This is a genomic window from Ferdinandcohnia sp. Marseille-Q9671 (assembly GCF_976954385.1).
This window is the reverse complement of the sequence record NZ_CDRJTA010000004.1, coordinates 1356772-1379704: the sequence shown is the minus strand read 5'-3', so window position 1 is coordinate 1379704 and position 22933 is coordinate 1356772. Positions and strand designations below refer to the sequence as shown.

The 22933-nt window shown below is 37.5% G+C and carries 15 protein-coding genes; 10 read left to right on the top strand and 5 right to left on the bottom strand.

Features of this window, described 5'->3' with window-relative positions:
* The first annotated feature begins 43 nt into the window (after positions 1-43).
* Positions 44-2794, top strand: coding sequence for a hypothetical protein (locus tag ACWNMY_RS21945; RefSeq protein ID WP_449540373.1), 2751 nt, complete (start codon positions 44-46; stop codon positions 2792-2794).
* 146 nt (positions 2795-2940) lie between these two features.
* Here ACWNMY_RS21945 and ACWNMY_RS21940 read toward each other — a convergent pair whose 3' ends face one another.
* Complete coding sequence (locus tag ACWNMY_RS21940; RefSeq protein WP_449540372.1) at positions 2941-3507, bottom strand: TetR/AcrR family transcriptional regulator; 567 nt, start codon at positions 3505-3507, stop codon at positions 2941-2943.
* Between the two features lie 211 nt (positions 3508-3718).
* Between ACWNMY_RS21940 and ACWNMY_RS21935 the strand changes: the two genes are divergently transcribed.
* Positions 3719-5710 carry an efflux RND transporter permease subunit gene (locus ACWNMY_RS21935; protein WP_449540371.1) on the top strand — a complete coding sequence of 664 codons (1992 nt, stop codon included), beginning with the start codon at positions 3719-3721 and terminating at the stop codon, positions 5708-5710.
* Between the two features lie 12 nt (positions 5711-5722).
* Complete coding sequence (locus ACWNMY_RS21930) at positions 5723-7513, top strand: YhgE/Pip domain-containing protein (RefSeq protein WP_449540370.1); 1791 nt, start codon at positions 5723-5725, stop codon at positions 7511-7513.
* A 359-nt stretch (positions 7514-7872) separates the two neighbouring features.
* On the opposite strand, the gene ACWNMY_RS21925 is transcribed toward ACWNMY_RS21930, so the two are convergent.
* Positions 7873-9231, bottom strand: coding sequence for an IS110 family transposase (locus ACWNMY_RS21925; protein WP_449540369.1), 1359 nt, complete (start codon positions 9229-9231; stop codon positions 7873-7875).
* A 451-nt stretch (positions 9232-9682) separates the two neighbouring features.
* Here ACWNMY_RS21925 and ACWNMY_RS21920 point away from each other — a divergent pair, with 451 nt between their 5' ends.
* On the top strand, positions 9683-10498 hold the full coding sequence (locus ACWNMY_RS21920) for a lipid II flippase Amj family protein (RefSeq protein WP_449540368.1): 816 nt from the start codon (positions 9683-9685) through the stop codon (positions 10496-10498).
* Between the two features lie 72 nt (positions 10499-10570).
* Here the strand turns inward: ACWNMY_RS21920 and ACWNMY_RS21915 are convergent, their stop codons facing one another.
* Entirely contained in the window at positions 10571-13603 is a 3033-nt protein-coding gene (locus ACWNMY_RS21915; RefSeq protein WP_449540367.1) for an FIMAH domain-containing protein, read from the bottom strand.
* 616 nt (positions 13604-14219) lie between these two features.
* On the bottom strand, positions 14220-15815 hold the full coding sequence (locus ACWNMY_RS21910; protein WP_449540366.1) for an FAD-dependent oxidoreductase: 1596 nt from the start codon (positions 15813-15815) through the stop codon (positions 14220-14222).
* A 214-nt stretch (positions 15816-16029) separates the two neighbouring features.
* Here ACWNMY_RS21910 and ACWNMY_RS21905 point away from each other — a divergent pair, with 214 nt between their 5' ends.
* The 3 genes from ACWNMY_RS21905 (at position 16030) to ACWNMY_RS21895 (ending at position 18150) form a co-directional block, all read left to right on the top strand.
* A complete protein-coding gene (locus ACWNMY_RS21905) occupies positions 16030-16359 on the top strand; it encodes a metalloregulator ArsR/SmtB family transcription factor (RefSeq protein ID WP_449540365.1) in 330 nt (109 codons plus the stop codon).
* On the top strand, positions 16343-17041 hold the full coding sequence (locus ACWNMY_RS21900) for an SRPBCC domain-containing protein (RefSeq protein WP_449540364.1): 699 nt from the start codon (positions 16343-16345) through the stop codon (positions 17039-17041). The genes ACWNMY_RS21905 and ACWNMY_RS21900 overlap by 17 nt, the downstream gene beginning before the upstream one ends.
* A 155-nt stretch (positions 17042-17196) precedes the next feature.
* Positions 17197-18150, top strand: a complete 954-nt coding sequence (locus ACWNMY_RS21895; RefSeq protein ID WP_449540363.1) for an NAD(P)-dependent alcohol dehydrogenase — start codon at positions 17197-17199, stop codon at positions 18148-18150.
* A gap of 254 nt (positions 18151-18404) precedes the next feature.
* On the opposite strand, the gene ACWNMY_RS21890 is transcribed toward ACWNMY_RS21895, so the two are convergent.
* Positions 18405-19028, bottom strand: coding sequence for a YesL family protein (locus ACWNMY_RS21890; protein ID WP_449540362.1), 624 nt, complete (start codon positions 19026-19028; stop codon positions 18405-18407).
* Between the two features lie 214 nt (positions 19029-19242).
* On the opposite strand from ACWNMY_RS21890, the gene ACWNMY_RS21885 reads away from it, so the two are divergent.
* The 3 genes from ACWNMY_RS21885 (at position 19243) to ACWNMY_RS21875 (ending at position 22906) form a co-directional block, all read left to right on the top strand.
* On the top strand, positions 19243-20325 hold the full coding sequence (locus tag ACWNMY_RS21885) for a GNAT family N-acetyltransferase (protein WP_449540361.1): 1083 nt from the start codon (positions 19243-19245) through the stop codon (positions 20323-20325).
* A gap of 265 nt (positions 20326-20590) precedes the next feature.
* On the top strand, positions 20591-21853 hold the full coding sequence (locus tag ACWNMY_RS21880) for a sugar ABC transporter substrate-binding protein (protein ID WP_449540360.1): 1263 nt from the start codon (positions 20591-20593) through the stop codon (positions 21851-21853).
* Between the two features lie 96 nt (positions 21854-21949).
* Entirely contained in the window at positions 21950-22906 is a 957-nt protein-coding gene (locus ACWNMY_RS21875; protein WP_449540359.1) for a carbohydrate ABC transporter permease, read from the top strand.
* Positions 22907-22933: the final 27 nt, after the last annotated feature.

Genomic DNA, 22933 nt, shown 5'->3' with positions numbered 1-22933 from the left:
GTGCATGACTATAGATAGATACGTTTTGTAAGGGGGAAAAATTGTGGTTTTAGGACCGAGACATAATCCGTTTAAGAAAAACCATTCAACAGCAGTTAGAGAATTTACAGATCGGGAAGAACCACGAAAGGCGTTTAGAGATGCTTTTCTGAAAAAAGATATGAATCAATATAAAATCCTTACTTATTATGGTGTTGGTGGTATCGGAAAAACTCGATTGTTGGAGGAGCTCTTTCAACAGGTAAATCAACTGAATCCAAGTGCACTAAAAGCATTAATTGATTTTAAAGAGGAAAAGTTTCGTCTTGCTGGTGAAGGTTTGATCGTTTTAAGAGAAGAACTCAGAAAACAGCAGACTATCAAATTTTATAGCTTTGATCTTGCTTACTCAATTTATTGGAAAAAATTAAACCCCCAGGTATCGATGAAAAATAGTCGGAATGACTTGCCTTTCATTGAAGAAGGGAGTTTTATCGCTGATTTAATGGAACAGCTGAACTATATACCATTTGCGCAGTGGGTGCCGAAAACACTTAAACTTATACATACAATGGGCAAGTATAAAGACTCATTCCAATGGTGGCATGGAAGAGGCAAAACAGTGATGGAACAGCTGGAAGGATTACAACCAAGTGAGATTGAAAACATGCTCCCCGCATTCTTTGCTATCGATTTGAAGGATTATTTAGAAAAAGTAAATTCAAAGATTGTATTATTTATAGATACATATGAAGCGCTTTGGGAGAAAGGGCGACTACATGGCTCATTTTATGATAAAGATACGTGGGTACAAGAACTTGTCCTCCAGCTTCCAGAGGTTCTATGGGTTATTGCTGGCCGGGAAAAAATTCACTGGGCTGACAGTGAACGAGAATGGGAACTTTATTTAGAACAACACTTAATGGGTGAACTCTCGGTTAAGGACTCCGATCGGTTTTTATCGTCGTGTGGAATCTATGATGCCACAGTGAAACAAATAATCATTGAAAGCAGTAAGGGATTGCCTTACTATCTTGATCTTATGGTTGATACATATATGCTTATTCAAGAAAACGAAAAACGAATTCCTGTGCCAAAGGATTTTTCAAAAACGCCAGAAAAAATTCTGAACAGGTTTTTATGGTATTTAGATATCAGAGAGAAGGAAACGCTGAGAGTTTTATCTTTTACAAGATTTTGGGATGAGGAGCTATTTGTTACGCTTCTGACAGAGTTTAAGACTGGTTATCCTGCAACTGCCTATATGGAATTGTTCCGTTTTTCATTCGTAAATGAGATAGATGATGATATTCGCAAATGGACTATGAATCGGATTATGGCTACTAGTCTACAAGAGGATGTTAAGAAAAAGAACCCAACTCTCTATCATCGGATCCATACCTTTTTGTTTGAGTATTACAACGAAAAATGTATACAAGTCGCAGAAGAGAAATACTCTGAAACAGACAAGCTTCATATCCAGGAAGCTTTTTACCATGCGCCATTTGTATTGACATCCGAAGCGTATATTTCCTGGTTTTTAGAAACAGTGAAATGGCTCCAATTTAGCGGTCAATTGGAGTTTGTATGGTCTGTTCGAGACGATGTGTTTACAAAAATTGCTGATGAAAAGACGATTCAAGCTGCTGATGTATACCAAAAATTTGGAGAAATTGGCTGGATGAGAGGGAAATATGATCAAGCAATTGAATTGCTACAAAAATCGATCAATCTTACTAAAATGATAAATACTGATTTGAATCCAGCATTACGTAGCAGAATTATGAAAAGCTATGCTGATATGGGAGAAATTATGGTTCAAGCTACGGATTATGATAAAGCATTTGAGTATTTTTCCAAGTCTGCATTACATATTCAACATACTCACAATAAGAATGTTCAAACATTGAAACTTGAAGCACAGCTTTTCACTCGTCTAGGAAAATTAAATATTCGTTTTTCCAAATATGAGGAATCAAAGGCGAATTATCAACAGGCCATAAAGGCTTGTATGAACGCTTTAGAAATGTCATCAAAGGACTCAGACCTGTTTGCAATAGTTGCAGAATCCAATGAAAAATTAGGTGAACTCTACGGACGTAAACAATACGAACTTCAGGGAGAATGTTACCATAAGTCAATTAACTACTATAAAAAGGCAATTGAGACTAGATCTCTGACTAATAATATAGAGGTTCACACAAATATGGGACTCGCCTATAAACGATTAGCTGAGCACTATAGTAAACAAGCCGACCCAGTAAAAGTCATCGATTGTTTTGAAGAAGCAATCAAAATATACAATGATGTGCTTGAACAGGCTCCTGATTATGTTGATGCATTGGAGAAAAAAGGCCATGCAGCAGTAGATTACATGATGTTCCAAATTAAAATAGGGCAGTATGACCATGCCTTGAGCACCTTCACGAAGGCAGTGGACACCTTTGAGAAAGCGATTGAACTATCTCCAAAACAAGGAAGTTCAAAAAATAGAGTCGGTTCTGCCCATCGAGAAATAGCTAAAATGTACATGAAAAATAATCAAAAAAATGAAGCATTAGCCTATTTGAACAAAGCCGAAGCAATCTACAAGGAACTATTAACTGAATCGAATTATGTCTATATTCATAATAGCTTAGGAAAAACGTATGAAACATACGGTGATATCTATACTCATTTTAACGAGCCAGACCATGCAAAAACAGATTATAAACTTGCCATCCAGGAATACAAAAACATGTTGAAGTTGGCCCCTCAATTGAGAGAACCATTGGAGGGGATTGAGCGATTAGAGGGAAAAATAGGTAGGCTATAATTTTAGATTATATTTTTAAAGAAGCAAAAAGGTCCGTAAGTTGTAAGAGTCACGGGCCTTTTTGTCTTGTGATAGCAGTAATAAACTCGTATATATATAGTCACAATAAGAATGTAAGAATTCCTATTTTTATAAAATAAGTATTCTCACTTCACCGCCGCTAACCCCTTATTAATCAAATTATTGATCAACTCCGCCATTTCCTTCGGTGTTTTGTCCATTCCGTTGTATAACCAGCTCTTCATGACATAGATACTTCCACTTATAATAAAGGTGGTTAGGTATTCAGAATTGTCTTCATTCAGATTGTCCACTGCCCAATTTTTCATGAGGAATTGATGAGCGACGTTCATCACTTTTTGCTGAAAACTTGTATCTCCGTTTTCCTTGAATAACGTTTGACATACATCCTGCTTCGTCACGATGTACTCAAGCAATTTTTCAGTCATTTGTAAAGTTTCATCTTCTTTATCAAAATTATATTGGCTGAGGTAGGTGAACATTTCCTCTATGATTTCTGTTTCAATCTGTTCAAGTAGGTCAAATTGATCCGAATAATGTGCGTAGAAGGTGGAACGGTTGATTTCAGCATGTGCACAGATTTCTTTTACTGTTATCGCTGAAATTGTTCTTTCCTTTAACAACTGCATAAGAGTATCCTTTACTACCATGCGTGTATATTTTTTTCGTCTGTCCATTTTTAAAGATGTCATAGTGGTTTTCCTCTCTAGTTTTCGAGTTATCCAACACAAACTTATAAACTGTTGAATTATGTACTTATTGTAGAAAACTGTTTGTTGAATTGGCCAACACCGTGTCGATATAATGTTATAGTGGAATTGTCGTTTATGCAAGAGAGGGTGAAAGGCTATAGGTATTGCAGCAAGAATTATTAAACATAGAAAATCCGTCGTAATTACATTTATGATCGTAACCATTGTATGTGTTATTGCACAATTTGCGGTTTCAGTTAACTACAATATGGTTGATTACTTACCTGAGGATGCACCATCAACTATTGCAATGGAAATTATGGAAGAAGAATTTGAGGGAGCTGTCCCTAATACAAGGGTAATGATCCATGATGTTACCGTACAGGAAGCGCTTGTTTTTAAAGAACAACTCGCCGCTATTGATGGTGTATCAGATGTCACCTGGCTTGATGATGCCATTGATGTTAAAACGCCGATTGAAATGGCAGATACAGAAACGGTGGAATCCTACTATAAGGATAATGACGCATTATTTTCGTTTACCATTCGTAAGGGTGATGAAGTTGCAACAACAAATGCAATCTATGACTTGATTGGTGAAGATAATGCAATGGCAGGGGAGGCGCTCGATACAGCGACCTCACAAAATATGGCTGGTCAGGAATCATTAAATGCAGGCCTTTTATTAGTGCCAATTATTATCATCATATTAGTACTATCAACAAATTCATGGGTGGAACCTGTGTTTTTCCTAACAGCTATAGGCGTTTCGGTCCTCATTAATTTAGGAACGAACATTTTCCTCGGCGAAGTATCGTTTGTTACACAATCGGTTGCACCAATCTTACAGCTCGCGGTGTCGCTCGATTATGCGATCTTTTTGCTGCATAGTTTTACGGATTATCGAAAGACTGTAGAGGATCCTAAGGAAGCGATGAGGCTTGCAATGAAAAAGTCGTTCCCAGCAATTACAGCTAGTGCATCAACGACCTTCTTTGGGTTTATGGCATTATCGCTCATGAATTTTGAAATTGGTTCCGATCTAGGGATCAACCTAGTAAAAGGAATTCTTTTAAGTTTTATAAGTGTGATGGTTTTCTTACCAGCACTTACGCTTTTATTCTTTAAGTGGATTGATAAAACACAACACAAGCCACTTATTCCAAGTGTATATAAGGTAGGACGTCATATTATCAAGATTCGAATTCCAACATTACTCCTTGTCGCTCTGATTATAGTACCTGCGTTCTTGGCACAAAGTCAGACCAACTTTATTTATGGTCTTGGTGATCAACCTGAGTCTTCGAGGGCTGGAAGTGACAAAATCAAAATTCAGGAACAATTTGGTGCATACACACCAATGGTTCTACTTGTACCAAAAGGAGATATGGCTAAGGAAGAGGAGCTCGTATCTGACCTTGAAAAAATAGACCAAGTATCAAGTGTCCTTTCGTATGTGAACACAGTAAGTAGTGCGATTCCTCCAGAGTATTTGGATGAATCCATCACGGACCAATTTTATTCCGAGAACTACAGTCGAATTATTGTGAACACAACGACGAAAAATGAAGGCGATGAGGCATTTTCTTTAATTGAAAACATTCAACAAACCGCAAAAGGGTATTATGGAGATGAAGCTCATTCTCTTGGTGAGAGTGTGACTTTGTACGATATTAAAAATACGGTCCAAAAGGATAACGCGTTGGTCAATCTGTTAACAGTTCTTACAATTGCCTTGGTTCTAATTGTGACATTTAAATCGATTTCGTATCCGATTGTGCTACTACTCACCATTCAAACAGCCGTTTGGATCAATCTATCGGTACCATATTTCTCAGATTCATCATTGGTCTATGTCGGCTATTTGATCATTAGTACCGTGCAGCTTGCAGCGACTGTCGATTATGCCATTCTATTAACAGAAGATTATACCGGAAATCGAAAACAAATGACCGCGTTACAAGCGATAAAGAAAACCATTGATGAAAAACTTTTCTCAATCGGAATTTCAGCTGCTATTTTATCAAGTGTTGGTTTCATTTTATCCTTTACATCTTCAAACCCAATCGTTTCGTCCATTGGTCTTCTATTGGGAAGAGGGGCATTGCTTGCATTTATTATGGTGGTTTTGTTCCTACCAGCAATGCTATTGGTGTTTGATAAAATAATCGAAAAAACAACGTGGAAACCAAATTTTCATTAAGGAGAAATGATGATGAAGAGAATACAAAAAGTATTACTAGTCTTAGTTGCATCCACTCTTGTATTGCCGTCATTTCTTGTCTCTGCTGCTTCAACTGAAGGGGATGTTTCATCTAAGGATGAAGTCGTATATGCGACACTCGGTGCCAAGGGTGAACAACGAGACATCTATATTGTCAATACATTGGACATTGAAAAAGCAGGGAAAATTACGGATTATGGCTCATATTCAAGTCTGAAAAACCTAACAGATTTATCGGAAATTGTGCAAAAAGACAATACAGTTGAAGTGGAAGCGAAAGAGGGAAAATTTTACTACCAAGGTTTGATTAAGGAAAAAGCATTGCCTTGGGATATTTCTGTTGCGTACGTATTAGATGGAAAAGAAATTGAACCTCAGAAGCTTGCAGGTAAAGAAGGACATATCGAAATACAAATTTCAACTTCTAAAAATGAAGAAGTAAACCCTGTCTTTTTTTCCAATTATTTGTTACAGATATCACTAACACTAGATCCGGCTATCTACAGCAATATTCACTCAGACAAAGGGATGCTCGCGAACGCTGGGAAGAACAAACAGGTGACGTTTACAGTCATGCCTGAAAAAGAAGAAGAACTTGCTCTTGAAGCGGATGTTGTAGACTTCGAATTAGAAGGAATTAACATTACAGCTGTTCCATCCTCCATGTCAATTGATGTGCCCGATATAGACGATATGACAGGAGACATGGAGACATTAACGGATGCAATTGAACAGCTGCATGACGGAGTAAGCAAATTAAAAAATGGTGTGACCGAATTAAATAGTGGTGTCTCTGAACTTCGAAATGGGTCAGGGCAATTTAAAAATGGAATGACTGATATTAGTAAAGCATCCTCGGGACTTGTAAGTGGTTCTAACGAAATCGATGGCGCATTACAGACAATCAGTGAATCTCTAAGTGGTAGTTCAGAAGAAATGAACCTGGGCGAGTTAGCACAACTTAGTGAAGGGCTTGCGCAAACAGCTGATGGACTTAGAAACATGTCAACTGGACTAGGCACATTGAAAGAAAATTATGCGATTGCCTATACGTCCTTAGATCAAGCCATGGGAGCAATTCCAAATCATGAGGTGTCGGAAGCAGATTTCAAAGCACTATCTGAAAGTGGAGCAAATCAAGAGGTACTTAACAAACTAAAAGCAACGTATTCGGCTGCTATGGCGGCAAAAGAAACGTATTCCAAAGTGAAGCAGGGCTTTGCAGCAGTTGATGGTGCATTACAGGAATCGATGAATGGTCTTGGCGGTGTAGCAACAAAATTGGATGAGATGGCGAACGGTTTATCAGCTTCGCTAGAACAAAATAATGTGACGGAGTCTCTTGCTCAATTGCAAAAAGGAATCGGAACACTTGCTACAAATTATAGAGCCTTTCACTCTGGATTGGTTGAATATACAAATGGTGTTGGGACATTGTCTAGCTCCTATCAAGAGTTACACAATGGAATTGTAGAATTTTCTCAAGGGACAGGAGAACTCGAACAAGGTGTCGGTGAACTTCAGGATGGTACTGGTAAACTATATGAAGCTACAAGTGATTTACCAGATCAAATGAAAGAAGAAGTGGACGAAATGATCTCAGAATTTGATAAGTCAGATTTTGAAGCCGTCTCCTTTGTTTCCGACAAAAACGAAAATGTAACCCTAGTACAGTTTGTGTTAAAAACAGAAAGCATTCAACTTGAAGAACCAGAAGAGAAAGAAACAACCGAAAAAGAAGAAAAAGGCTTCTGGGCAAGGTTGATGGATTTGTTTAAATAGGAATGAGAGGGATGTCAGGAAATCTGGCATCTTTTTTATTGTTTAGCGTACAATGTCAAATACTTTTTTCAAGTTTTTGGGTAACTCAAACACGCTTACTGTAGTTTCCTTTTTCTACCAGTAACGATTAACCAAGTTTTTATAAGACAGGTGCCATCTTATTGATTCAGAAATGGGCTTTCACTCGCTTCTTGGTCTGCATTGATGCAATCTGGCATTGAGTACAAATTTAATATTAACGTACTGATTCGCATTTACAGGACGAGTGGGATAAGGCTAAACATCGAGGTCTGGGCCTCAGGAAAATAGATTCGATCTCCACTCGAACCAAAAGGATGGCACCTATTTATTTTTGTTTTTTAAGCAGCTATTGGTAGTGACAGTTTTTTAAAAACTTCTTCTTTGTAATTAAAAGTGGAGTTATTCCACTCAAATGGTTTTTTGTTTTTAAGCATCGCAAAAGCAATTTTTAGAAATTTGTTTCCCATCGCAATATATATGGAACCTGCTTTTTTCCCTTTTTCTTTTAAACGTGTAGAGAAGGGTTTTAGTGCTTCATTATGGACAGAAAGGCTCTTACCGGCAGTATAAACCGCTCTACGCAAATTCGCGTTTCCTTGCTTGGAAATACGGCCATGATAGCCTTCTGCTTTACCAGATTGTTTAATAACAGGGTTTGTTCCGGCATTTTTTATGAGCTGATTAGCACTTGTATAATGAGTAAGGTCGCCCATCTCACAATAAATTTCTGCAGCTGTGACTAGCCCGATTCCTGGAACAGTAAGGAGAAGCAAACCATCTGTTTTGATGAGAATGCGTTCGATTTCCTGCTCATAGGTTTGAATGTTTTCGGTATGCCATTCATAATCTTTTAATTTCTGTTTCAAGAGAAAAAGCTCAGTAGAAAGGTCTTCTAAAGGCTTAGATACACTTTCATTGGCAGCGAAAAGAAGCTTTCTTATCGTTGTATTGCGTATCTTTAAATTATGTTGTTTAGAAATTCTCTTTAAGCCTATTTCTCCAAGTTCAAGAATCTGGGAAGCATGAGGGTAGTAGGTAAGTATATGCAAGCTTGACTTCCCCCAAAAGTCACTAAATATCTTTCTCGTCTTAATCTTACCCTCCTCTAAAATGGAGCACCCTTGGTATTCACGCCAGATGTGGTCATGTAGGGTACGGATCTCTGTTTTGATCCGGGAGCGCTTATTAATTTCACTTCTTCTAGCTCGGGTAAGATTTTGCAGCTTTCTATATTTACCAGAAGAAAGCTTGGCATTCGTCGCTTTATTGCCCACCAATGCCTCGGCAATCAGGTATAAATCGATGTCATCCGTTTTGGTATAAGTGAGGTGTTGTTTGCGCTCCTCATGGGTGGAGGCAGGATTAATTATATGAACAGAGAACCCTTTGGTTGTTAAAATGCGAACAATATATTCGTAATAATGACCAGTGGCTTCAATACCTACAAAAAGTCGATCAGCCTGGCAAGATTTTTTAGCCTCCTCCATCTTTTGGATGAGGAACTTTATGCCAGTTTGATTGACCATAAAGGCAAATGGCGTATGAACCACATCACCAAAATAATTCAGGATCATTGCTTTCTGTACAACCTTTGAAGCATCGATGGGAATAATCAAACCTCTTTCTAAATCAGCACCTTTAAGTTCTTTTGCGAATTGACTTCTTCTTAATCCTTGTTTACCATTAAGTAGTCTCATTGACTATGACCTCCTTTGGTTGGTGGGTGATTGAGTAAACTTGGTTAAGTATCACAATCGTAGCATAGTCATGAGACTTTTTTGTGTCTGAAATCATTATTTCATACACCAGGAAATTATAAAAAATCAACCTTGTGGACAAGTTGTAAATGAGTTTATCTACATCCAGCTCCAGCGCCTAGCCCCTCGAGGTCATAAGCCAATCCGTCAAGAAGGTCAAAGAGCAACCTTCTCACCGTCTCGTCTTATGCTTGTCGGGGCTGATCAAGGCGCTTGCGCTTTTGTTATGTCAGGTTTAAGTACATAAAAGGTTATTTTAGACAATATTAATTTTCTTCAATAAGTATAGTAGAATTGTTGAAGGATGTCGGTTTTCAACGAATGTTAGTTATGATAGACTTAGTTTATCAAAATTTTCCAAATGAAATTTTTAGTAAAAGAAGGTACTTGAATGGAGTTTTTGACAGAAAAATTGTTATTTATAGCCTTATTTATTTTTATCATTCATTCGATAGAAACACTTGCTTATGCAGTTAGATTATCGGGTGCAAGAGTTAGAATGATAGCTTCGGCTTTATCTCTTTTTAACATTATGGTCATCGTTTCAAGATTGGCTAATATGATGCAACAACCTTTCACAGGTAGTCTAATTGATACTGCCCCAAAAGAAAACGCACTGGAGTTTGTAGAAACTCAATTTCGAGTTCTTATCGGAGCTTCCACTATTGGAACTGTGTTTGGCATTATCTTGCTTCCTACTTTTATTGCGTTATTTTCAAGAGCAATTATCCATTTATCAGAGGAGCGAGGTTCTGTACCATCTCTAATGAAAAGGATCTTCTCAATCCGATATATAAAGCGAGGGATAACACATTTCAGTCTACCCAAGTTTTCATACTTACAGGATACTAGAGTGAAAGATATACCCATTCGACTATTTTGCGTGAATATGATAATCACTGCCATTTATACAATCGGAGTATTATCTGCTTTATATGCAGCCTTATTAGCCCCTGAAAGAGCTTCAACAGCTATAATGGCATCAGGTCTCATTAATGGGATAGCAACCATACTATTGGTAATCTTCATTGATCCAAAAATATCTGTAATCGCAGATGATGTTGTTAACAGAAGGGGTAGTTATAATAAGTTAAAGAGTTTGTCATTAATGATGGTAACATCAAGGTTATTAGGTACCATACTTGCTCAATTCATGTTCTTATGGGGGGCAAGGTATATTGCTTGGTTCACAAAATTCATTGTATAAACCTTCTTCTATTATCATTAATGGAAAGAAGGGAACTCCATAATTTCTTGGAGTTCCCTTCTTTTGCAATAGTTATTTTTTAAATACTTCCTCAATTGCAAGCACATTATTTTGTAGTGTAATTTTGATAGCACCATCAACATCACTATTCTCGAGATGTTTCGTGAAGTCTTTAAGATGCTTGATTGCTTGATCTGTATTTCCTTTTTCTTGATGATGTGCTGCTTGTGATAAGCGGTTCGTGAGTTGCTGAGCTACTGAATGAGGGATACTCCCAGCAGCTTCTAAACTAGTAATCTGGTTGGATAATGTTTCTGTTGTGACGTTAACAGTTACGACAATGGTGTTTGTTTTAAGTTCTTCACCATTGTACCAAACAGTCGCATGTATCTCGGTAGTGCCTGCATTTTTCCCAGTAATTTTTCCGTCTTCAAGACTTGCAACATCAGGATTTGAGTTAATCCATTGAACCTCTGCACCAGCAAGATTAACTGTGTTTCCGTTGACAAGTGTAACGATTAAGTTCAGGTCTTGAGACTGTCCTTGTAAAAAGGCATCATTCTCTACCGATACTGTTCCTTTTTCCAGTTTGACAGGTAATTGATACAGGTTGTGGTCAGCCGTATAGTAAATATTTCCTTCGTTATCAACATCCAATAGATTGACATTATCTGTGATCAATTGTTTACTTTTCATTGTTTCTGGATCTATTACTGTTAATTTACGAGCAGCTGTTGTATACATGAGGCCCTGGTTATCCCAACGAATGAAGAATGGACGCCATTGACTGCCTCTTGTTACACCTTTGTAAAGTTCCAGACTTTTTACAATTTCCCTGTTTTCAGGGTTCATGGCGAAAATGACTGTGTTAGCTACACCAGCAGAATCTAACCCCCAAGCAACACCCCAAATGTTTCCATCAGGACCAACAGATAGTTCACCTATCATTTCTGGTTTTGCTAAACCATCTACTTGTAGGTCAAATACTTCATGTGTACCCGTTTTAACATCGTATTCAAACATTTTTGCTTCTGGCTCGGATGGGTCAATCCCTAGGCCACCAGCAGTTGTAGAACCACCAAATACAGTACCATCATGATAAGCTAATCCAATTATACTTTGATTTTTAATGATATTACGAATTGTCTTCCAATCGTTCGTATTCGCATCATATATTGTGAGAGCTCCGCCTAATCTTCCATAATCAGAGATGGTTCCAACGAAGAGTTTGTTATCTCCTGATGTAAAAGTGAAAGGTCTACTTTGATCATCCCCAATGTCATACACCATCTCAGGATTATCACCACTTCCGCCGCCTGTGAAGGTATAAGGTAGATCTGGATTATATTTAAAAATTCTAGCTCCACCGTACGTACCTAGATATACATCACCATTCAAGAATCCAATTCCTTCAATTTGATGTGGATCACGTTCTTGTAGGATATATTCGTCAGTGTTTGTATCAAAGACTCCAAAAGAACCTTGGTAACCACCCATATATATTTTTTGATCTTCTCCAATTTCTAAACTCTGCATTAACAGACCTTGCATATCCACTTCAGGGTAACTAATTTCTACAGAATTTGTAGTAGGGTCATAGATTGAATATTCAATCTGGTGATGTAAAATGGCTAATACATCCTTACCATTTTCATCCTTTATCCAACTCATGGCTTTTGAAGGGGTAGCAGGTAACTGTACAGTCGGTTCTACCTTTGCTGTTTCATGTGTTGTCATATCGTACGTCCATAATTGCTGTGTATTCTTATTAATATAGTAGAGTATGTTTTCATCATATGGAGAAGGGGATGAGATAATACCGTCAAAAGTACTTTCATCCTGCCAATTCATTGTATTTTCTTCCTCACCTGTTGTTTTGTTAATCGTCACCATTGAAGTTCCGTATACAACAAAAATATGATTTCCATATTCCCAAATATTCGAAACGGATGTTGACGTACCCGTAATCGGTAACTTTATTTCGGACTTTTCACCTGTTGCAAGGTCCATTTTCATTAAATAGGCGTTTGTACCAATCCCAACATAAAGGCTATCTTCGGTAATACCTAGTCCTCGTGCATATTGTTGGCCTTCATAAAAGCTGCCTAAATCTTTAAATTGAGCAGATTCGATATCATATTCAAAAACTTTTGCATTAGGGTATGTTGCTCCGTAAATTTTCCCATCATGTGAAGCCTCTAATTGCCATACCCAATTGTCAGATGGATTCTTACCAAGCTGTTCTAGACGCTGTTCCTCCACTACATATCTGTATAGTATTCCATTGTATGTGCCTGCAAAATAGACATTCCCATCCGAACCGATTGTCATTGCCCACACAACATCACTTCCAGGTAGCTCCTGAGAAAAAATCTTCTTTCCTGTTTTAGCATCTGCTGCATAAAACATTGCAGGTGATCCATTAGTTGCATAGTATAACTCACCATTCCCAATGGCAACTCCTTGTGATTTTGCAGCTAATGCCGCAGGACCGTGATTAATAGGTGTTCCATATTCAAATGGTAGGTCTAAAATGTCAGATTCTTTTTCAAATAACTTTACATCATCATAATATCCCTTCATCTTGGAAGTTGATGATTGATAGATAAATATTTTTACACCAGTTGCACCCGCAGGAGCTGTTGCTTGAATTTCTACTGTTTGCCATTCATTTACATTTTTAACTTCGAAGTATTGTGCAGTATTGGAAATAATTGTCCCTTTATTATCGATCCAACGTAGCCAAATACCTGGTTTTCCTTCGGATTCCTTTATATACAGCTGTGCAGACAATTTATATTGATTACCTTCTGTAACATCAATAAGCTGACTAAATAGGCCAACAACACCGTTGTTATCAACGGCTAGACTTTGATCACCCTCATTCACAACATCTTCTGATATTTGCATACCTGCTTTAAAGCCACCCGTCCAGTAATCCCATGATGGCAAATCTGTCTCAACTGATGGTTTAGCTTCAAAATCACCATTCACCACATTTAATTCTTTCCACTCATTAGAAGCAGCATAAACTGATTGTTGAAGAATAGGAAGGGTGGAGAATACTAGAATCATAACAACTAAAACAATCGTAAATTTTTCCATGTGTTTCCTCCTTATATTTTTTTATAAAATGACAAGTGTAAAGGGATGAGCCAGTCAAGTTACTCTATAAATCTATCTTCTGTACATTCATTCCTATTCGATATGAGATTTTTCCATCAAATTCTTCTAACTTCTTAGAGTTCAATTTTTAGTATTTAATTACTTATTACATACGTTATCGAACATATTCACCCCCAATTTGATGATTGATACAGAGTTCATTTTTTTCTTCTAGGATGACATGAATAATAGTGGACAGTTAAACCCAAAGAAAAAGTTACCAATCAGAGGATTGCGAAAATTAACTGCCTTATGTAGGTGCTGAATGAACTCATAAAACTATTTAAAATTTTCTAACTTCACTTAAAGGATATAGAAAGAACCTAGTCTTTAAAATGACTATTTGATTTTTGAGTCTTTAGTAGGAGGGAGGTATAGTGTGTCGTGGAAGTAGATTTTTCACTGCCAAGTCATGATACGGTTGTTTTCATAGAGGGAAAGTAGCCAAGATTCATTTAAAAACGAGGAGGACGTAGGTTACGATAGAACCAAACAAAATCTAGTTCTTTGTACGCATAGAGAAAAGACCCCATTTATGACAATGGAGTCCTTGTATTTATTGCTTTCCGAAAGTCTCTTTCATCCGTTTTACAGGGTCGTCCTCAATAGAATCATCCCATTCCAGTACTTGACCAAATGAGACTAATTCTTGTTTTAATTGTTCGTAGGAAACGTTCTGAACGGTTGTATGATTGCGGTGTGCTAATGCAGCCGCTGCTCCCGCAGATTGTCCCAAAATCATGAACACTGGTTCCATACGGATGGATCCATAGGCAATATGTGAGCTTGATAAACAAACCGGTACGAGAAGATTTGTACATTCTTCAGCTTTAGGTCGAATTGAGCGATACGAAATCGGATAAGGGGAGATTGGAATTTCTACATCACCTTCATTGTAGACACGTCCATCGATAATCACTCTTCGTACATGATGAGAATCCATCTGATAGGAAGCTAGTCCGATTGAATCGTCAACGGTCCTGTCTCCTAAGCAATTGTGATCGGTCATCACATAGTCCGCAATCATTCGTCTCGCTTCCCGAATATAGAGTTGATGTGGCCAATGACCTGTTTTTTCAAACTCATCACGGGCTAAACCCCACTGACTAACCTCATCACGGATAGCTTGTGGAACTTGTTCATCAGTAGCTAAAAAATAGAGCATGCCGAGATTGTATGTAAAATGGTCCTGGAAAATCCTTTCACGTGTCTCATAATCACCATCTGGCCATTGATAATTCATCCCGATGTTATCTGTAGAAAATCCTCCATAGTTATTTAAGTCGGTTTTTCCATTCGGTAACATCGTATGTAGATTCATCGCATCCCAAACTCCCGCATTAATATAGCGGAGTAATAACGCATAGCGCTCTCGATTATAGGAGGGAGGCTTCGGAAATGCAACACGATTAGCAGGATTCTTCGTTAAGCAAATTCGAAAATTATAGGCTTGTATTCGGTTATCACCTTGGCCTTGAAACCCTAGAGTTTCTTGACTGGTTTCTGTAATACCTGGTAACACGCCACTAGAAGGGTCACCCTCCACAACATATGGATCGATCCATTTTTCAAATTGATGGTGGGGATGTCCAAATTGTACACCATTATATGTCTCTTTATAGGTTGCATTTGATTCTCTTCCCACGATATAGGTAACACCGGCTTTGGCCATCACATCACCTTCGTAGCTTGCATCAATGAAGTAATCACCATTATAAATCGTGCCATCTTCCATTCGTAATTCTTTGATGCTTTTATTCTCTGTTTTTACGTCTATAACGTGTTGATTAAAGACAATTTCTATTTCATATTCGTGTAGCATTTTTTCAAATACATAGGAAGCCGCCTTAGGTTCGAACGTCCATTGTTCTTCCTTATTGTAATAGTTTCCTAGTTCTAGGAAAAATTGTCTAGATAACCCGCCAATTGCTTCTTTTGCACCAACATCTGAGGCTCCTAATCCACTAGCTGTAATTCCGCCAATATGTCTACCAAATTCAGCAATAACGACTGATAGACCCATTCGTTTCGCCTGTATGGCTGCGGTTATTCCAGCAGGTGTTGCCCCATACACGATTAAATCCCTTGTAAAAACCTTAGGTTCATTCGCCTTGGGAGTAGGCGAATAATAATATAGTTGACTGAAATCCATTTTCTGTTCCTCCTTAGGTGATACCCTAATAATCCATTAAACTTATATAAAGTGTAAAAGAATAGTAGGAATAATCAAGACTTTTAACGGTCTTTAAATGATAAGCAAGTATCAGCAAGGTGCATATAATTTTTTAAGAAGATATTGACATTACATTTATCACTGTTTATATTATAGATAACCAAACGGTTATATGAAAAGTGAGGGAATGTTAGTGCCAGATATTTATCGTGCATTAGGAGATCCAACTCGACGATGTATCTTACGTTTGCTTAAACAAGGAAACAAAACCCAAAAGGAGATCGTTGAGGCATTTGATATCTCTCAGCCAGCTGTTAAAAAGCATTTGAATATTCTTTTAGAAGAAAAAGTGATTTCAGAGAGTTTGAAAGGAAAATATCGCATTTATTCATTACATACTAGATCACTACAAATTGCGTACCATGAAATGTTGCAATACATCGAAGAACTACTTGATGATCAACTTGTAAGTCTAAAAAACTATGTTGAAAAAGGAGAGGTTCGAGATGAACAAAAGCATTGAATCCGTAAAGCGGGAAATTATAGTTTCCGCGCCACTTGAGCAAGTGTGGGATGCACTGACAAAGCCTGAGCACTTAAATCGGTGGTATACAAAACATGCTGAGATTGACTTTCGTGTCGGCGGAAGAGGGTATATGAATCATGGGTGGGGAGCAACATCAGAGGGTGTATTTACAGAAATAGTTCCGATGAAACGCTTTGTCCTTCAAAGTCTTGATGGGGATTTCACAACCATAACTTCATTAGAAAAACTGGAGGAAGGGATAAGTGTCCGTATTGAATATCAAACGTCCATTCTTGATGAAATGAATCAAGCTACAAAGGAAAATATGCTATTCGGAACGGGTCAATTCTTAGAAAATCTGAAAAGTGTCTATGAAAAGGACACAGACATACGCCCAAAATTATGGAGAACTTGGATTGGAATCACACATACAACAAATGAGAGCTATCCTGGAACAAAGGTGTTACAAGTGAAGGAAGGTTCATTAGCTGCGGCAGCGGGAATCCAGCCTGGAGATATTATCGTAGAGATGGATGGAGAACAAATTGTAGGTTATGAATCCTTTGAACGAACAATAAATCAAAAAGCAGTCCATTCTATCGTAACTTTAATGGTAAGTAGAAAGAGCGAGAAGATACAGTTAAACTGCCTTGTAGATACGTATCCTGTCTCTTATTAATTACTATTTGTTAGAACCATAGTTCCCATGGTAACTTTATATTTAACAGAGTAATAGATAGTGCCCTACTTCCTCTTGTGAGTGGGGCATTTATTTTTATATCTAAAAATGTAAACTAGTAGTCTAACAATTGAATATTATTGGAGGTAATGTAGGTGAAAGCAGCCATTTATCGTACGTATGGTCCCCCAGAAGTGATTGGTATCAAGGAAGTTGAACAACCGACCATTATAGAACAAGATAGGGTGTTGATTCGTGTACACAGTGCATCTGTCAATACATTAGATTATTTGTACCGGAAGGGTTATTTACCCACAAGGATGGATAATGGACTAACAAAACCAAAGAATCCTATACTAGGCATAGATGTTGCAGGGACGATTGAGGCTGTTGGTGAAAATGTCCGTAAATTTAAGGTAGGTGATCACGTTTTCGGGAGTTGCTTCGGATCTCATTCTGAATATGTCGCTCCACGTGAGAACTTCCTTAGTCATATGCCAAATAACATCTCTTTTGAGGAAGCGGCTGCTATACCGTGTGCTGCTCAAACTGCATTACAAGCATTGCGAGATGTAGCTCAGGTTAAGCAAGGTCAAAGAGTCTTGATATATGGAGCTTCAGGAGGAGTAGGACATTTTGCCGTACAGCTCGCAAATTACTTTGGGGCTGAAGTAACTGCAGTATGCAGTACCTCCAATATAGATTGGGTTAAGAAACTTGGGGCACAATATGTCATTGATTATACAAAAGAAGATTTCACGGATAATGGAATAAAATACGATATTATACTTGATGCAGTTGGGAAGCGAACCTTTTTCAGTTGTTTACACTCTCTAACCGAAAAAGGGCTTTATATTACGGAGCACCTATTTTTCCCTACATACCATCCGTTTCAATTGATGATAGGGTCATTAATAGGGCGCAAGAAAGCGAAAACTCATTTTACAAAACCGAATGATAAAGATTTAGATTTCCTACGAGGACTTGTAGAGGAGGAAAAGGTAAGACCTGTTATCGAGAAATGTTATCCCTTTGAAGAAATTGCAAAGGCACACCAGCATATTGAAAATGGACATACAAAGGGGAAGATCGTTCTAAGAGTTAAATAGATACATATTTGAGAGCATTGATGTTATAAAAAACAAGCGTTTTTCGTACCTGATATCGCTCCGAAAAACGCTTCATCGGTGGTATGAAGGGCTTTTAACACTTGATACCGCTCCGAAAAACGCTTCATTGGCACTATGAAGTGTTTTTCACCCCCATTTCGGCTAAAAAAAGTCCTTCATAACCGTTATGAAGGACTTTTTTTTCAATATCACCCTAAATTATTATTTTCTTCTTTTCGAATGATTCATCTCACTTACGAAAGATGTACACTCTTCTTCTGACCTTTGATCTTATGCAAAGCTCGGTTGCTGCACCATGTAATCGCGACCGCTAGTACACTTCCAGTAAACAACGGGATGATTCCAGGGATTAAATTGACCACAATCCCAAGTAGCATACAAGCTGTTAAAATGAGAAGAGTCTCTAACAAAGAACTAGCCCCAATTAAAAATGATTGCTTGATATATTGAAAGAACTTCATCTCAAATTGCGTGTAGATAGGGAAGAAATAGAGTAACGCTACCAAATAACAAATCGCTAAAAATAGAAGAACGGGAAACAGCAATTGTAGCTTGTCCACATTCTGATAAATAAACAAAAAGTCATATACCAGCATATAACCAATTAGGATAAAAAATAATCCGTATTTGTTAAGATCGAAAAATTCTTTTCGAAAGGTTTTCCAAAAAGAATGAAAGATCCTGTCAACCGGTTCGTTTCGCAGCCATTTTTGTACAATTTCAAACATGGCACCAGTTGCTGGAAACAAACCGAACACTCCTAATCCTGCGATTGTAAAGCCAATCCATAGTAAATTCACATAAGCCACTTTTACCATCCATGTCGCATAGCTATTAAACTTTTCCCAACCACTCAATATCTGTCACCTCATTATGAAAAAATAGTTGTGTGGAATTATTAAAGACACTTAATAGACTTGTCACTTATTAAAATTCAAATAAAATAGTAAGTAAGTTCAGATAGTTGTATTATAACATGATTCAAACTGTTAGCGATTACAATTTTCGAAGTTGGGAAAGCTGTAAGGTTGTAAATACGAACAAAATTTCATAGAAATTGAGGTGAAACAAATGGTTGAATATAGACTACTAGAGGAAAAAGACTTTCAACAGGCGATTGATTTAGCTGATAAAGTGTTTCGTAAAGAAGGTCATGTTTCCATGGGAATTGCCTTCCCGCAAGTTTTCTCGTCAGCATTCCACCAATCCTACGGTGCTTTTATGGACGGAAAATTGGTTTCTTTTATTGGATTGGTTCCCTCCGTGCTACATATTGAGGATGCTGAGGTTCAAGCGTATTCGATTGGTGCCGTATGTACGGATCTGGATTACCGGAAGAGAGGATTAGCTAACACACTTTTACAAATGATTTTTGAACATATCAACAAGTCTGGTGCCTCTGTGCTCTTTGTTTCTGGTGATTTACCACTTTACTTGAAACAGGGCTGTACATTCTATGGGAAGATGAACCAATATACCATTCAACAAGGCGATTTGAAAAAAGGGAAAGGTTATACTGTACGCGAACTTCAGCCAACCGACTGGTTTCATATGAGGAGACTTAGTCATCAACGCCCGATACGGTATGAGCAGAGCATATATGAAATCGCACAACTTAATGAAGCGGCAGGATTCGCAAGTATTTCTAAAATGAAGCACAAGGTTCTTGTGGCAGAAGAAAACAGCGAAGTAAAAGCATTTTTAGTGTTCGGCGTACCATATCAGGAACAAGAAAACGTTAACTCCCGAATTATTGAGTGGGGAGGGGATCCAGAAGCGATTCAAGATTTGATTGCTGAAGCATTTACATCTGGGTTACATACGTTATTATTCAACCTACCAGTCTATGAAAAAGACATGGCTCAAAAGCTTGACTCCGTACTGGAGAAGAAGGAACAACCGTTTCCAGGAACCATGAAGATAATGAATCTAGATTTATTGCTGCAGCAGCTTGCTCCTTATTTTAAGGAAAAGCTCCAGGTTTCGAAAGTAGACGAACATACTATAAAACTTACATCTAAAAACGAGTCAGTTACCATCAGCCAGTCTGAACTGGAAGAGCTAATCGTAAAAGGAGACAAAACCAAAGATTCCTGGTTAGATGAATTCTTTCCAATTCCGTTCCCATTTCCACAAGGTTTAAACTACGTGTAATCAACACATATTTGTCTGGGAACTAAATTAATTCCTGGTTTTTATTAAAGACACTTTATAGACTTGTCACAATATTACAAACGAACTAGAATAAGAGTAGTAAAGTAATTTGAAATTACAGAATTTTTTTAAGACAGAATGTATCGGCTTTCAATTTTGTGTATTTTCTCAAACGTTTAAAGGGGGGATTGCTTAAAAGAATATCTGATAGGTTGTTAGTTTTTTCAAGATTTTATTTATGAACTTAATAGGGGGTAATTCGTAGATGAAAAAGAAACGTTTTTCGTTCATGGCACTTTTGCTTTCAGGCAGCTTACTTTTTTCAGCTTGTAGTAATGACTCAAGTACAGAGCCTAAAAAAGAAGATGGTAAAGTTGATGGTGAAATCACTGTATGGGTACATCCTTACACAGGTGATGCTAAGAAAGAAGAAGAAATGTGGAAAGAAATCACTGCAAATTACAATGAAGAGTTTCCAGATGTAGAGGTAAATATCGAAACAATTCCATGGGCAAATCGAGACCAGAAAGTTCTAACTGCTCTAGCAGCTAACAATGGACCGGATGTATTTTATGCAATTCCTGACCAAATGCCTCAATATGCGGATGTAGGAATGCTACTAGAATTGGATCCTTACTTAGAAGATGGAGACCTTGATGGATTCGTAGAGTCCTCATTAGTTTCTACAACTTGGAAGGGTAAAAAATACGGTTTACCAATTCTTCAAGAAGCGTATACGTTCTTCTATAATCTAGACGTAGTGAAAGAAATTGGCGAAGATCCAGCAAACCTTCCAACAACATGGGAAGAATTTGATGCTTGGGCTGCAAAAGCAAAAGAAAAAGACATCTATGCTTTATCATATCTAGGTGGTGGATCCATGAATGGAACAATCTATCCTTGGATTTGGCAAGCAGGCGGTGATGTTGTCACACAAGACAATGAAGTGTTAATCAATAGTCCAGAGAGCGTGAAAGCGTTCGATTACGTGAACAACATGTATCAAAAAGGGTATATTCCAGAAGATTCAATCACGGCAACTACTCAAGACGAATTATGGTTCGGTGGAAAATTATTAGCAGTTCTTGGATCTGGAATAAGCATTACAACAACACAAAAAGAAGGTACATTTGAATTTGCTATCGCACCACCATTAACTGGGGAAAAGCAATTAACATACGGAACAACTGGTATGTTCGTAGTACCATCTAACAGTGATAATCCAGATGCAGCTGCAGAATTTGTAAAGTCAGTAACGAATGCTGAAAACCAACGTATTTTCAATACAGTAACTCAGTATATCCCGACTCAAGAAGAGGCAAAAGATATCTTTGACTCGAACGAATATATGAGCCAGCTTGCACAGTATACAGAATTTGCATTACCTGGAGTTATTCATCCAAAAGGTCGTGCGATCATGCCATATATTCAAGCTGAAGTTCAAACAATGATGGCAGGAGAAAAAACTCCTCAAGAAGCAGCAGATGCAGCAGCTGAAGCAATCGAAGCTGAATTAGCTAAGCCGTAAACAAATAGCTTCTTACTAATGAGAGTTTTATTCCTTCGTGAATAAGACTCTCTGTTTATTAAAGGTCATTTATTAAAAAAGAAATAAGGTGATAGCTTGGAAAAGGTCGTAGAAACTCATAACAAAGCACCCCTAAACACTGTAAAAAAAGTCAAGCCTCCTTTAAAAAATAGGATTAAAGCTGAATTAAGAAAAAATGGTATCGTGTATATTGTACTGACTCCAGTTCTAATTCATTTTTTAATATTTCAAGTCATTCCATTTGTTTATAGTTTCGTATTAACGTTTCTTAATTATCGAATTATCGGTACTTCTGAGTTTGTTGGATTACGAAACTGGAAGCAACTATTTGATGATCCGATTGCTTTAAAATCAATTTGGAACACTGTATTATTTTCCTTCTATTATATTCTTCCTACAATGGCACTTGGTTTGATTTTAGCGCTTGTCATAAAATCAGGAGTTCGTTTTACGAAAATTTTCAAAGGGATCTTTTTCCTACCTGTTGTTACATCGTTTGTTGTTGTAGCTGGGATCTGGGAATGGCTGTTTTCTGGTACAGAATCTGGTTTTATCAACTATTTGTTAAGCCTAGTTGGTGTCGATACACAATTATTCTTATCTGATGCTTCACAGGCCCTTATCGTATTGGCTGGGTTGAGTATCTTCAAAGTATCAGGTAGTACTATGATCTATTATTTTGCAGGTCTGCAGTCCATTCCAAAAGATATGTATGAAGCCGCAAAAATCGATGGTGCTTCACCTTTAAAATCCTTTTGGTTGATTACTTTCCCATTGTTAAAACCAATCCATTTCTATGTGTTAATCATAACGACAATTGGTTCGTTCCAGATCTTTGACTCTGCATTCTTATTAACAAATGGAGGACCAAACTTCTCGACAAGTACCATTGTGTTTTATCTTTACCAAATTGGATTTACGAATTTGAACTTCAGCTATGCAGCGGTTTTATCTTATGTATTATTCGCGATAATCTTACTCATATCGCTCATTCAGCGAAAATATTTTGGTAAAGATCAAGGTATCTATTAAAGCTCGAGAGTTGAAAGGAGATGAACG

Excerpts from the sequence above, each read along its gene's own strand:
- ACWNMY_RS21940 (WP_449540372.1), bottom strand. The coding sequence starts at position 3,507 with ATGACATCTTTAAAAATGGACAGACGAAAAAAATATACACGCATGGTA.
- ACWNMY_RS21925 (WP_449540369.1), bottom strand. The coding sequence starts at position 9,231 with ATGAGACTACTTAATGGTAAACAAGGATTAAGAAGAAGTCAATTCGCA.
- ACWNMY_RS21880 (WP_449540360.1), top strand. The coding sequence starts at position 20,591 with ATGAAAAAGAAACGTTTTTCGTTCATGGCACTTTTGCTTTCAGGCAGC.
- ACWNMY_RS21920 (WP_449540368.1), top strand. The coding sequence starts at position 9,683 with ATGGAGTTTTTGACAGAAAAATTGTTATTTATAGCCTTATTTATTTTT.
- ACWNMY_RS21935 (WP_449540371.1), top strand. The coding sequence starts at position 3,719 with ATGATCGTAACCATTGTATGTGTTATTGCACAATTTGCGGTTTCAGTT.
- ACWNMY_RS21930 (WP_449540370.1), top strand. The coding sequence starts at position 5,723 with ATGAAGAGAATACAAAAAGTATTACTAGTCTTAGTTGCATCCACTCTT.
- ACWNMY_RS21900 (WP_449540364.1), top strand. The coding sequence starts at position 16,343 with ATGAACAAAAGCATTGAATCCGTAAAGCGGGAAATTATAGTTTCCGCG.
- ACWNMY_RS21885 (WP_449540361.1), top strand. The coding sequence starts at position 19,243 with ATGGTTGAATATAGACTACTAGAGGAAAAAGACTTTCAACAGGCGATT.
- ACWNMY_RS21910 (WP_449540366.1), bottom strand. The coding sequence starts at position 15,815 with ATGGATTTCAGTCAACTATATTATTATTCGCCTACTCCCAAGGCGAAT.
- ACWNMY_RS21915 (WP_449540367.1), bottom strand. The coding sequence starts at position 13,603 with ATGGAAAAATTTACGATTGTTTTAGTTGTTATGATTCTAGTATTCTCC.